We start from the raw sequence: 12,656 nt of genomic DNA, 5'->3' as shown, positions 1-12,656 counted from the left end.
CCAATCTATCAATGAACTTTCCGTGTTTTACCTCACTTAACTCTTATCTAAAAAAGTGTTCGGTGAACTTCGTTTGCGGGGTGCAAATGTAACATCCGTTTTCAAATCTCACAAGCTTTTTTGAATCTTTTTTTGAAAATAAATTTTCAACTTAATTCAGTAGCTTGTCAGTATTTCAGTGAACGTCTGTCGTTGTTGCGGGTGCAAAAGTACCACCTTTATTTACATTTACAAGGGTTTTTATTATATAATTTTAATCTTTTTCAAAACTTTTTCTTAACACTCTGATAACACAAAACTTAGCTTTTGAGGTTTTTTGCTATTTATAAGATTTTACTGTAGTAGCTGTATTAATCTCAATTCCTTTATCTCCCGACATGCCTTTTTTACAGACTTTACATAGTAATACATGATTTCCTAAGAACTTTATAACATATCACATTACGCTCTTTTCTGCTTTTTTTTGACTTTGCCACAAAAGGCACCAAGACACAAAGTTCTTCTTTTCATCCTTTATGACCTATATCTTATACATAATAGGACTTCTTTTGAAACCAGCTCCCCTAGCCCCGATAGAAGTGGAAATCCTTTTGTGCCGGGGTTCGGCACAAAAGATTGTAGCGGATAGCGGGAAATAGCTCCTAATTTAAAAATAAATTCCAAATCTTGAAATTGCTTCGCCTGTCCGCTAGCGCTCGGGTCCAAATTCCAATCGAACGAAGCTTTAGCTTCTCTCAGCCTCTCCCGTATATCCTGTACTATATATTATATACATTTTTCCTCCTTATATATATGTAGAAAATAGCATCAGATTAAGAATCACATTTATTCCTAATACATATATATTATAAACATTCATATATGTATTGTATGTATTTTAGTAATGCGCTATATTTGCATTCACAAAATTATAAACAATGATTAAGATTACTTTACCCGACGGGTCAATTAGAGAGTTTGCTTCAGGCATAACTCCGATGGAGGTTGCTAAAAGCATTAGTGAAGGATTTGCAAGAAACGTTATTTCAGCATCCTTTAATGGTACAACAATAGAAACCGAAACTCCATTAACGACCGACGGTAGTCTTATTTTATATACCTGGAATGATGCGGAAGGCAAAAAAGCTTTCTGGCATTCGACTTCGCACGTAATGGCGCAAGCGCTTGAAGAATTGTATCCTGGAATTAAATTAACTCTTGGACCTGCAATCGCTAATGGGTTTTATTATGATGTTGATTTTGAAGATCAGAAAATTGTAGAAGCTGACTTTAAAAAAATCGAAGATCGCGTTCTTGAGATTTCAAGAGAAAAACATGAATTTAAAATGCGTCCGGTTAGTAAAGCCGCTGCATTAGAAATATATAAAGACAATGTTTACAAGACTGAATTGATTTCGAATCTTGAAGACGGAACTATTACCTTTTGTGATCATGCAACTTTTACTGATTTATGTCGTGGTGGACATATTCCGAATACTGGAATCATCAAAGCTTTTAAAATCATGAGTGTTGCCGGTGCTTACTGGAGAGGTGATGAGAAAAACAAACAGTTGACTCGTGTTTATGGAACATCTTTCCCTAAACAAAAAGATTTAACTGAATATCTTGAACTTCTTGAAGAAGCAAAACGTCGTGACCACCGTAAATTAGGAAAAGAACTTGAATTGTTTGCTTTCTCACAGAAAGTAGGACAAGGTTTGCCATTATGGTTACCGAAAGGTGCTGCCCTTAGAGATCGTTTAGAGCAATTTTTAAAGAAAGCACAGAAGAAAGCGGGATACGAACAAGTAGTTACTCCACACATTGGACAAAAAGAACTTTATGTAACTTCTGGACATTATGCAAAATATGGTGCTGATAGTTTTCAACCAATACATACTCCAGCCGAAGGGGAAGAGTTTTTATTGAAACCGATGAACTGTCCTCACCACTGTGAGATTTATAATGTGAGACCTTGGTCGTATAAAGATTTACCAAAGCGTTATGCAGAATTTGGTACTGTATACAGATATGAGCAATCTGGTGAATTACACGGTTTAACTCGTGTTCGTGGTTTTACTCAGGATGATGCACATATTTTCTGTACTCCAGAGCAATTGGATGAAGAGTTCAAAAAAGTAATTGACCTTGTACTGTATGTATTTGGTTCTTTAGGTTTTGAAGACTTTACTGCTCAAATTTCGTTGAGAGATCAGGAAAACAGAGAAAAATACATTGGTACTGATGAAAATTGGGAGAAAGCTGAGAATGCTATTATCAATGCTGCGGCTGACAAAGGATTAAATACTGTAGTAGAATATGGCGAGGCTGCTTTTTACGGACCGAAGCTTGACTTTATGGTAAAAGATGCTTTAGGAAGACAGTGGCAATTAGGAACTATTCAGGTTGATTACAACTTACCTGAGCGTTTTGAATTGACTTACAAAGGTGCTGATAATGAATTACATCGACCAGTTATGATTCACAGGGCTCCTTTTGGATCAATGGAACGTTTCATTGCTATTTTACTAGAGCATACTGCAGGAAATTTCCCACTCTGGTTAATGCCTGAGCAGGCTATAATCTTGTCTTTGAGCGAGAAATACGAAATTTATGCTAAAAAAGTTTTAGATTTGCTAGAAAATCACGAAATTCGCGCCCTAATTGACAACAGAAGCGAGACAATTGGCAAGAAAATTAGAGATGCAGAAATGCAAAAAATACCATTTATGCTGATTGTTGGTGAAGAAGAAGAGAAAAACGGAACGATTTCTATTCGTCGTCACGGTCAGGAAGGAAAAGGAAATATTACAGTTACAATTGATGAATTTGTCGCAATTGTAGACGAAGAAATAAAAAAGACATTAAAAGTATTTACAGTTTAACTTAAATTATAAAGTCATAGCAATAAGAAGCAACAGAGGTTATCAACCTCGAGTAGAAAAAAAGGATGCACACAGAATAAACAATAATATTCGTGGTGTACAAGAAGTAAGATTAGTAGGCGAGAACATCGAACCAGGTGTATTTAAGCTTGCTGAAGCTTTACGTTTAGCTGATCAATTCGAATTGGATTTGGTTGAAATATCGCCAAACGCTGAGCCGCCGGTTTGTAAAATCATGGATTACAAGAAATTTGTTTACGAACAAAAGAAACGTGATAAGGTTTTGAAAGCTAAGTCTACGCAAGTTGTAGTAAAAGAAATTCGTTTTGGTCCTCAAACTGATGAGCACGATTATGAATTTAAAAGAAAGAATGCTGAAAAATTCCTGAAAGAAGGTGCTAAATTAAAAGCTTTCGTATTCTTTAAAGGACGTTCTATTATCTATAAAGATCAAGGACAAATTTTATTACTACGTTTGGCTACAGATTTAGAGGAACATGGTAAAGTGGAAGCTATGCCAGTTTTGGAAGGAAAGAGAATGATTATGTTCATTGCTCCTAAAAAGAAAAAATAGTCTCAGTTTACAGTTGCAGTATTCAGTCACTGAACTTGAAACTTTAAACCTGAAACGAAGATATAAGTAAGTAAGAATAAATTAAAACACTAGGAAAAATGCCTAAAATGAAAACAAAATCTAGCGCCAAGAAACGTTTCAAAGTTACTGGTTCTGGAAAGATTAAAAGAAAGCATGCTTTTAAAAGTCACATCTTGACTAAAAAATCTAAAAAACGTAAATTAGCTTTGACACACTCAGCGTTAGTTCACTCAACAGATATGAAAAGCATCAAACAACAATTAAGAATTATCTAATAATTCTTTAGGTTAAAAAATTATTTATATAACCTTGGAGTATGGCTTTTAAGTTCCTTTGATTTAATTCAGGACGCCTGCTACAAAAACACATTAAAATTATGCCAAGATCGGTAAATTCAGTTGCTAAAAGAGCAAGAAGAAAAAAAATAATGAAGCAAGCCAAAGGTTTCTTTGGTAGACGTAAAAACGTTTGGACAGTTGCTAAGAATGCAGTAGAGAAAGCAATGTGCTACGCTTACCGCGATAGAAAACAAAACAAAAGAAATTTCCGTGCATTATGGATTCAACGTATCAACGCTGGAGCTAGATTGGAAGGAATGTCTTATTCTCAATTCATGGGTAAAGTTAAAGCTAACGGAATCGAATTGAACCGTAAAGTTCTTGCAGATTTAGCTATGAACCACCCTGAAGCTTTCAAAGCAATACTTAATAAAGTAAAATAAACGTTTTATAAACTCAATTTAGATTACTTACTTATCATAGAAAAACCATCCTGTCAAAACGGGATGGTTTTTTGTTTATAGACTATTTACCAAAATTGAGTTATTGAGAAATTGAATTTAAAAAGTACATTTGTATATCAGAAATCATTTCTAAATGCGTACGGCTCTTCTTCAACATATCCAAAAATTTATATCATTAGAACCTTCGGAAATCGATATTATAGAGTCATGTATAAGTCTTTCTAAAATTAAAAAGAAAGAGCACATATTGAAAGAGGGTCAAGTGTGCAATACTATGTATTTTATTGTTAACGGTTGTATTAGGCAATATATTATTAATTCAAAAGGTGCTGAGCAAACGCTTCAATTTGGTATTGAAAATTGGTGGATTACAGACCAATTAAGTTATCACAACCATATTCCTTCACATTTTTATATTCAGGCCGTAGAGAATACAGAAGTCATCGCTATAGAAAAGCCTATTCTAGAATCTCTTCTAGTTGAAATTCCGAAATTGGAACGTTATTTTAGAATCGTATCTCAAAAATCTTTTGGTGCCATGCAAATGCGAATTAAATTTTTATTCACAATGTCGGCAGAAGAACGATATCATCATTTCAATAATCAATTTCCGGAATTTGTGCAACGTGTTCCACAATATATGATTGCATCGTATTTAGATTTTTCAGCTGAATTTATGAGTAAAATCAGAGCAGGAAAAGTATAATTCTGATTTCTTGAAGTAGTTCAAGTTTTTTTAAGAGCATATAAAGGAACTTTGTATCAAACTTTTAAAAATACACAAAATGACACCAAGAATCGTTATCCCAACTGTTGCCCCACAAGCTTATCAAGCCATGATGAATTTAGAAAAATACATTTCTACAACTTCATTAACCCCAGTCCATAAAGAATTAATCAAAATTCGTGCATCACAAATAAATGGTTGTGCTTATTGTATTAATATGCATACTGCTGATGCCAGAAATTATGGCGTAAGCGAACAACGTATCTATTTATTAAGTGCCTGGCGTGAGGCCGACGTTTATACTGAAGAAGAAAAAGCAATTTTAGCTTTGACTGAACAAGTAACTTTAATCAGCAATCATGTTTCTGAAGAAGTATACCAGAACGCAGCACTTCTGTTTGATGAAAAATATCTTGCAGAAATCATCATGATGATCATTACTATTAATGCATGGAATAGAATAGGAATTACAACAGGAATGAGAGCTATCTAATTTTATAAAGATAATTTTTACAACATTCTAGCAAACACAAGCCCTCATACCAGAGGGTCTGTTTGTATCTGTTTGTAAATGAGATCAAGAAAATCTTAATTTTTGCAATAATTTAAAATACCGTATTTATACGTGTACGTAAGAACTAAAATTTTCTATTTTTGGCACATGATTGCAAAAAGAACTCAGGTAATTCTATATATTACACTACTATTTCTTGTCTTATTTTCTTGTCAAAAAAGGAAAGAAATCTCCAATGCTTCACCAAAAAACACTAAAGTGCAAGTTGAGAAGTTAATCCTTGTTGCAGATAAGCTTTATGATACCAAAAACTTCGATAGTGCCTTTTATTACTATAATAAAGCAAAGTCAATTTGCAATCCTGCAACTGATTCTGAAAATTTTGTCAGTTCATTGAATAACATAGCCGAAATTCAACGCTATCATGGAGATTATGATGGAAGTGAATTAACATTAACGGAGGCTACACCTTATTTAAAATATGTAAAAAACCAAAAACACATATGGAATAATTATATAGAATTTGGAAACACTTACCTAAGTAAAGGCGATTATAGCAATGCCTATCTCTATTATAATAAAGCTCTAAATTTAAAAACTAAGGAATGGAGAAAATTAAGCGCAGAAAATAATATAGCCGTCGTTTTACTAGAACAACATAAATATAAGGAAGCACTTCATATCTACCTTCGTTTAAGCACGGAAAAAGAAATAATTGAAGTTACTGAAAACTATGCAAAAGTATTAGACAATATAGGTTTTTGCTATTTTAAAATTGGAGACATTCAGGCAGCTTCATATTTCAACAAGGCTTTACAATTAACCAATAAAACAAACGATAATTGGGAGGCGGCAAAAATTAATCTTCATCTTGCCAAATTTTACTATCCTAACAACGTTGGTTCATCTACAAAATATGCCTTGGTCAGTTATGATAAATACACTTCTATTCATGATGTCGATGGTAGAATGGCCGCACTAAAGCAATTAATAGCGAATACTAAAGATCATGAATTAAAAAAATACTCTCTCCTATATATTCAATTAAACGATAGTATCACAGAAGTAAGACAAAAAGCAAAAAATCAGTTTGCCAAGATTAAGTACGATTCGAAGAAAGAAAAAGACGAAAATTTAAAACTAAAAACCCATAGAGCAGAAAACGAATTACAACTTGAAAGACAGAAAAATAGAAATATCATTTCGTATATTCTAATTGCCTTAAGTTTAAGTTTAATCGTAGTCTTATATTTTTATCTAACCTCGAGAGGAAATAGAGAAAAAATTGAAGCTACTTATAAAAGTGAAACAAGAATAGCAAAGAAATTACATGATGAACTCGCTAATGATATTTATCACACCATGGCATTTGCCGAAAATAAAAATCTTTCTATAGTTGAAAACAAAGAACAATTATTAAATAATTTAGATGCTATATATCTAAGAACAAGAGATATTTCGAAGGAAAACAGCCCTATAATAACCTCTGAAAAATATACTTTTTATTTAAAAGAAATGATTTCCGGATTTAATACTTCGGACATTAATCTTTTATTAAATGACATAGAATCTATTCCGTGGAATGAAATAGAAAAAAACAAGAAAATTACTGTCTATAGAATTTTACAAGAATTACTTGTAAACATGAAAAAACACAGTAAGGCGACCTTAGTTGGTATTAATTTCAAAAAAACAGACAAAAGCGTTATTATAAATTATACAGACAACGGAAAAGGTATTGACGTAAATGATATAATTTTTAAAAATGGTTTGCATAATGTAGAAAATCGTATTCTAAGCATAAAGGGAGAAATTGATATTGATTCTGAACCAAACAAAGGTTTTAAGGTTTTTATTAAATTTCCATTGTAATGAAAAAACTTTATTCTTTTTCAAAAAAGACGCTTCTCAAATATCTATTAATAATAATAACTTTATTACTAATAGCGGTATTGTTTGTTCGTTTTTGTGAAAGGAAAACAGCAATAAAACCAAAAACAGAGCATACTGAAGAAATAAAAAGACTTACAGATGTTGCAGATATCTATTTTGATACTGATAAGAAAGATAGTGCTATTTATGTATTTAATAAGGTAAAAGTACTTTGCGATCCAAAAACAAACCCTATTGATTATGTGTATGCAGTGACATGTATAGCGGAACTTCATCAAAAAAATTGTGATTATATAGCTAGTGAAGCAAGTGCAACCGAGGCATTACCTTATTTAAAAGATATAAAAAACCCACGTTATTCCTGGATTGTATATAATATTTTAGGAATTAATTACACCCATAGTTATGATAACAAGAATGCTATCTTGTGTTTTAAAAAAGCAATTAAGTTAAAAACAAGTGTTTGGAGAAAAAGTCTCGCCATAAACAATTTAGTAGTTGTCTATATGGAACAACATAAATATAAAGAAGCTGCTATTCTGCTTAACATATTGGCTTCTCAAAAAAACATTTCAAGTTACGATGCTGCAAACAATAATGATCATGCCTATATTATAGACAATTTAGGTTATTGTTATTATAAATTAGGTAATTCTGAGAAAGCATTAGAATGTTATTATGAAGGTTTAAAAATACGATTACAACCCAAAAATGATGATGGGTTATCCACTTCTTACAAACATCTTTCTGTCTTTTTTCAAAAAACGAATCCAGGACTAGCAAAAGAATATGCAAAGAAAGCTTTTGATCATGCTTCAGAAATAAACAATATAGTGGAGAGAATTAGTAGCCTTTCTTTATTAGTAAACAACACAGAAGGAAATGAGTTGAAAAAATATTCCTTACACTATATCCACCTTGTTGACAGCTTAAACCTTGCTAACAAAAAAATAAAAAATCAATTCTCTAACATTAAATATAATTTTAATAAAGACAGAGCCGAAAACTTACAGCTTAAAGCTCTAAAAATCGAAAATAATTTACAACTAGAAAGACAAAAAAGTAGAATTATTATTTCTTATGTCATTATTGCTTTTGTCTTAGGACTTATTCTATTTCTTTATTTTCATTTAACTCTAAAAGGTGAAAAAGAAAAAAATGATGCCATTTTTAGCAGTGAAATACGAATATCCAAAAAATTGCACGATGAACTTGCTAACGATGTTTATCAAACAATAGCTTTTGCAGAAACCAAGGATTTGGAAAACGATGAAAATAAAGAAAAATTACTAAACAACTTAGACAATATTTATTTCAGAACGCGGAATATTTCAAAAGAAAATAGTGACATCTCTACAGATAAAAATTATCCACTCGCAGTAAAAGAAATGATTTCAGGGCACAAATCTCCTGAAATTAATATTCTTATAAATGGTTTTGATACGATACGTTGGGATGAAATAGAGAGAAATAAAAAAATAATTCTTTATAGAGTTTTACAAGAGTTATTTGTTAATATGAAAAAACATAGCGAAGCAAGTTTAGTTAGCATTTCATTCAATATAAAAAATAAAAATTTACAGGTCATATATAGTGATAACGGTACCGGAATTAAAAATAACAGCTTAATTTTAAAAAATGGTCTCCAAAATGTGGAAAGCCGTATTAAAACTATAAATGGAACTATTAATTTTGGCAATAATTCACAAAAAGGTTTTAAAATAAGTTTCACTTTCCCTTTATAAAATATAATATGTTTAAAAAAGTTTTAGTAGCCGAAGATTTAGATAGTATCAGTATAGCTGTTATTCAAGTACTTGAAGACTTAGAGATACCAACAATACATCACGTAAAGTATTGTGATGATGGTTTGTTAAAAGTCAAGAAGGGTCTTAACGACAACGAACCTTATGATCTATTAATTAGTGATTTATCATTTAAATCAGACCATCGAAAAACAGAACTTTCAGGTGGTGAAGAACTTATTGAAGCGATCAACGAGGTACAACCTTCATTAAAAAAGATTGTATTTTCGATTGAAGACAAATCATATCGAATTAAATCACTTTTTAATGATTTAGGAATAAGCGCATACGTTTCAAAAGGACGAAACAGCATAAATGAATTAAGGAAAGCTGTAGAAGGTACTTTTAGAGGGGAAGAAAAAATTCTATCATCAGATTTATCTTTTAGTTTTAGCGACAAAGCATTGATCGAAATTGAATCTTACGATATTTCAATCTTAAAACTTTTAGCACAGGGATATATCTTAGAAAACATTTCAAGTGAATTTAAATCTTCTTCTATAACTCCAAACGGCACAAGTAGTATTGAAAAAAGAATTAATAAATTAAAAATATATTTTAAAGCCAATAATAATGTTCACTTAATAGCAATTGCAAAAGATTTTGGCTTAGTATAAATTTTAATCCTGTTTACGGATTCCCGTAAGGAAATGTTTTTTTAACCTTATAAATTTGTTTGAATCTATTAACCAACCAATGAAACCTAAATATCTAATTAATTTTATCTCAAAAATTAATACAACCAAAAACAAAATCATTATGAAAACAATGTTACTATGTATCTTTCTTTCAGTTAGTTTTGCTTTCGTCTCTGAAAAATCAGGTTGGATTGAAGTTGACTGGAAAATTATATTTATTCCGGCACTTCTTGTTTTACAAATTATTATTATTTCTACTGCTTTAAAAAACAGATACAAGAAACATTAAGGCGCTATTTTTCAATCTTAAATTTGATTAGGGAGAAAAACACTTTTTACTTATTCTAATCTCCACATTCTTATGCAGTATTGTTATAGCTCAAAACAGAAATAATGATTCCCGAAGGAATCACAAGGAATAACTTAAAACAATCCATCAACAAAAGCATTCTATTAAAATGTTTTTAATAGCAACTCTAAATTAGAGTTAATTAAGAATATGGTCAAATTTTAAAATTACTTATATTTGAATTTTTAGATTCTGTATGAAAAACATTTTAAGTTTTGTTCTCTTATTTCTTAGCATCCTATCCTTTTCACAAACTAAAGTTCTGTCGTGGAATTTAGAAAATTTTGGAAAATCAAAATCTACTGTTGAATTAAATTTTATTGCCAATACGATTCTTAATTATGATATAATTGCAATTCAAGAAGTTGTTGCGGGTTATGGCGGTGCACAGGCAGTTGCCGAGCTAAATAGAATATTAAATACAAAAGGCTCTAAATGGGATTATATAATTAGTGATCCAACCAGTGGGAATAGCTACAAAACGGAGCGATATGTCTTTATTTGGAAAACAAAAAATGTAAAATTAAAAGGTAATCCGTGGCTCGAAAGAAAATATCACTTAGAGATTGACAGAGAACCTTATTTTGCCACTTTCGAAATTGACAAAAAAGCAATTACTTTAGTCAACTTTCATGCTATTACAAAAAATAAACAGCCAGAAACTGAAATTAAATATTTTAAATTTCTACCTGCTGAATATCCGGACTTAAATTTAGTTTTTCTAGGTGATTTTAACTGTCCGCAATCACATTCGGTTTTTAACCCATTAAAAAAAGCTGGATATTTCTCCATCCTGAAAAATCAAAAGACATCATTAAAGAAAAACTGTAAAAACAATAATTGCCTTGCCTCAGAGTTTGACAATATTTTTTACCGAGGTGATACCTTAAATTATAAAAATTCAGGTGTTATACCTTTCTACAATACTTTTATTTCGCTACAGGAAGCCCGAAAAATATCTGATCACATTCCGATTTGGTTTGAATTCACTTTAAGATAAACTATGTTTTAAGTTTTTTCTTCTTTGCTGCGGGAAATAAAACATTATTTAAAATCAATCGATATCCTGGCGAATTTGGATGCAAATCTAAAACTGTTGGCGGATCACCAACCTGATGCTGAAAATCTTCAGGATCATGTCCTCCAAAAAAGGTAAACATTCCCTTTCCTTTTTCACCATGAATATATCTGGCTTCACCATTGAGTTCACAAGTCCCCATTATTAATACATTTGATTTTACTAGTGCGGAATCAAATGATGTTGTCTGTCCCATAAACCCTTTTACAAGTTGTGTATGATTTTGACACAGCATACTAGGGATCGGATCCCATTTTGCAGAAAATTCCATTAAAGAAAAATAATCTTTTTCGACAGGGATTTTACGTTTTAATGTCATATCAATATCTGAAAATTCATATTGTTCCGGTCTTCTTTCTAAAGTAAAATCTTTAAAAGCAAACGAATTTCCATAATTTAATTTAGACTGATAGTTCGAATCGCTGGCGTCTCCATCAAACATTGCTTCACAAATATCAACTCCATCTGCTGCGAGTGCAATATCAAAACTGTCAGTAGCAGAGCACATCGCGAACATAAAACCACCTCCAATAACAAAATCCCTGATTTTTTTTGCAACTGCTCCTTTTTCCTGAGATACTTTAGCATAACCTAATTTGGTTGCCAAAGCTTCTGCATCTTTCTTTTGATCAATATACCAGGGTGTATTTTTATAAGCTGCATAAAATTTTCCGTACTGTCCGGTAAAATCTTCGTGATGCAGATGCAACCAATCGTAAAGCAATAATTGATCGCTTAAAACTTCTTCATCATAAATTGGCGTAAATGGAATTTCGGCATAGGTAAGCACTAATGTTACAGCATCATCCCAAGGTTGTTTTCCTTTAGGTGTATATACTGCGATTTTAGGTGCTTTTTCTAAAATTACAGATTCCATGTTTTGTGACGGACTCGATATGTCGTTTAAAATAGAAGCCTCTTCACTATCCGATAATATTTCAAAACTGACACCACGGATTTGACATTCTTTGCGAATTTCTTCAGCATCTGGTAATAAAAATGAACCTCCACGATAATTAAGCAACCAACTCGCTTTATAATCTTTACTTAGACACCAATATGTAATTCCGTATGCTTTCAAGTGATTTTGCTGCGTCGTTTCGTCCATTGGAAGTAAAATGAAAGAAGCTTTTGCATTAAATGAAAACAACAGTATGATAATATATACTAAACTTTTATACATTAGAAAATTATTTTAGTAAAGATATAAAGGAAGTATTAAAAAACACAATAGCCACAGGAGAAAGAAACGTTAAATAAAAAAGTGGCTATTTGTTTAACCGTTTATTGAATTTTATTAAACAACATTTTCGCAAAAACACGTATAAACACCTATTTTACAAAACTAATTTCTACCTACATTTGAAAACCCAAATCATTGAACTATTAATTAAATGAAAACCACGCCATGAAGTTTAATGAGAGCAATAACCAGCCAAAGGGATTGAATG

General features: G+C 31.4%; 12 protein-coding genes. 11 read left to right on the top strand and 1 reads right to left on the bottom strand.

Features of this window, described 5'->3' with window-relative positions; genetic code table 11:
- Positions 1-917 precede the first annotated feature (917 nt).
- From thrS to B0A65_RS17070, 11 genes are all read left to right on the top strand, one after another.
- On the top strand, positions 918-2,864 hold the full coding sequence (gene thrS, locus B0A65_RS17120; RefSeq protein WP_074659667.1) for a threonine--tRNA ligase: 1,947 nt from the start codon (positions 918-920) through the stop codon (positions 2,862-2,864).
- 22 nt (positions 2,865-2,886) lie between these two features.
- Positions 2,887-3,438 carry a translation initiation factor IF-3 gene (gene infC / locus B0A65_RS17115; RefSeq protein WP_072974136.1) on the top strand — a complete coding sequence of 184 codons (552 nt, stop codon included), beginning with the start codon at positions 2,887-2,889 and terminating at the stop codon, positions 3,436-3,438.
- Positions 3,439-3,536: 98 nt separating this feature from the next.
- Positions 3,537-3,734, top strand: coding sequence for a 50S ribosomal protein L35 (gene rpmI, locus B0A65_RS17110; RefSeq protein WP_007810722.1), 198 nt, complete (start codon positions 3,537-3,539; stop codon positions 3,732-3,734).
- A gap of 101 nt (positions 3,735-3,835) precedes the next feature.
- Positions 3,836-4,180 carry a 50S ribosomal protein L20 gene (gene rplT / locus B0A65_RS17105; RefSeq protein WP_007810721.1) on the top strand — a complete coding sequence of 115 codons (345 nt, stop codon included), beginning with the start codon at positions 3,836-3,838 and terminating at the stop codon, positions 4,178-4,180.
- Positions 4,181-4,334: 154 nt separating this feature from the next.
- On the top strand, positions 4,335-4,907 hold the full coding sequence (locus tag B0A65_RS17100; RefSeq protein WP_074659666.1) for a Crp/Fnr family transcriptional regulator: 573 nt from the start codon (positions 4,335-4,337) through the stop codon (positions 4,905-4,907).
- A 79-nt stretch (positions 4,908-4,986) separates the two neighbouring features.
- The gene (locus tag B0A65_RS17095; protein ID WP_074659665.1) at positions 4,987-5,421 is read left to right on the top strand and encodes a carboxymuconolactone decarboxylase family protein; all 435 of its coding nucleotides are present in this window, start codon (positions 4,987-4,989) and stop codon (positions 5,419-5,421) included.
- A 168-nt stretch (positions 5,422-5,589) separates the two neighbouring features.
- Complete coding sequence (locus B0A65_RS17090; protein WP_074659664.1) at positions 5,590-7,314, top strand: tetratricopeptide repeat-containing sensor histidine kinase; 1,725 nt, start codon at positions 5,590-5,592, stop codon at positions 7,312-7,314.
- Entirely contained in the window at positions 7,314-9,080 is a 1,767-nt protein-coding gene (locus B0A65_RS17085; RefSeq protein ID WP_083370436.1) for a tetratricopeptide repeat-containing sensor histidine kinase, read from the top strand. Before B0A65_RS17090 ends, B0A65_RS17085 begins: the two co-directional genes overlap by 1 nt.
- Before the next feature lie 8 nt (positions 9,081-9,088).
- Positions 9,089-9,757: a DNA-binding transcriptional response regulator gene (locus B0A65_RS17080; RefSeq protein WP_074659663.1), complete on the top strand. Its 669-nt coding sequence runs from the start codon at positions 9,089-9,091 to the stop codon at positions 9,755-9,757.
- 142 nt (positions 9,758-9,899) lie between these two features.
- On the top strand, positions 9,900-10,067 hold the full coding sequence (locus B0A65_RS23320) for a hypothetical protein (protein WP_207556448.1): 168 nt from the start codon (positions 9,900-9,902) through the stop codon (positions 10,065-10,067).
- Between the two features lie 256 nt (positions 10,068-10,323).
- On the top strand, positions 10,324-11,127 hold the full coding sequence (locus B0A65_RS17070; RefSeq protein WP_074659661.1) for an endonuclease/exonuclease/phosphatase family protein: 804 nt from the start codon (positions 10,324-10,326) through the stop codon (positions 11,125-11,127).
- Between the two features lies 1 nt (position 11,128).
- Here B0A65_RS17070 and B0A65_RS17065 read toward each other — a convergent pair whose 3' ends face one another.
- Entirely contained in the window at positions 11,129-12,388 is a 1,260-nt protein-coding gene (locus tag B0A65_RS17065; RefSeq protein WP_074659660.1) for an asparagine synthetase B, read from the bottom strand.
- Positions 12,389-12,656 lie beyond the last annotated feature (268 nt).

It is taken from the genome of Flavobacterium frigidimaris, assembly GCF_002217275.1.
In the GTDB taxonomy this organism is placed as follows: domain Bacteria; phylum Bacteroidota; class Bacteroidia; order Flavobacteriales; family Flavobacteriaceae; genus Flavobacterium; species Flavobacterium aquidurense.
The sequence above is the reverse complement of the archived record's forward strand: the minus strand, read 5'-3'. Positions and strand labels throughout refer to the sequence as shown.

Coding starts and splice junctions, on each gene's coding strand:
- thrS (WP_074659667.1), top strand. CDS start 918: ATGATTAAGATTACTTTACCCGACGGGTCAATTAGAGAGTTTGCTTCA.
- rpmI (WP_007810722.1), top strand. CDS start 3,537: ATGCCTAAAATGAAAACAAAATCTAGCGCCAAGAAACGTTTCAAAGTT.
- rplT (WP_007810721.1), top strand. CDS start 3,836: ATGCCAAGATCGGTAAATTCAGTTGCTAAAAGAGCAAGAAGAAAAAAA.
- B0A65_RS17100 (WP_074659666.1), top strand. CDS start 4,335: ATGCGTACGGCTCTTCTTCAACATATCCAAAAATTTATATCATTAGAA.
- B0A65_RS17095 (WP_074659665.1), top strand. CDS start 4,987: ATGACACCAAGAATCGTTATCCCAACTGTTGCCCCACAAGCTTATCAA.
- B0A65_RS17090 (WP_074659664.1), top strand. CDS start 5,590: ATGATTGCAAAAAGAACTCAGGTAATTCTATATATTACACTACTATTT.
- B0A65_RS17085 (WP_083370436.1), top strand. CDS start 7,314: ATGAAAAAACTTTATTCTTTTTCAAAAAAGACGCTTCTCAAATATCTA.
- B0A65_RS17080 (WP_074659663.1), top strand. CDS start 9,089: ATGTTTAAAAAAGTTTTAGTAGCCGAAGATTTAGATAGTATCAGTATA.
- B0A65_RS23320 (WP_207556448.1), top strand. CDS start 9,900: ATGAAAACAATGTTACTATGTATCTTTCTTTCAGTTAGTTTTGCTTTC.
- B0A65_RS17070 (WP_074659661.1), top strand. CDS start 10,324: ATGAAAAACATTTTAAGTTTTGTTCTCTTATTTCTTAGCATCCTATCC.
- B0A65_RS17065 (WP_074659660.1), bottom strand. CDS start 12,388: ATGTATAAAAGTTTAGTATATATTATCATACTGTTGTTTTCATTTAAT.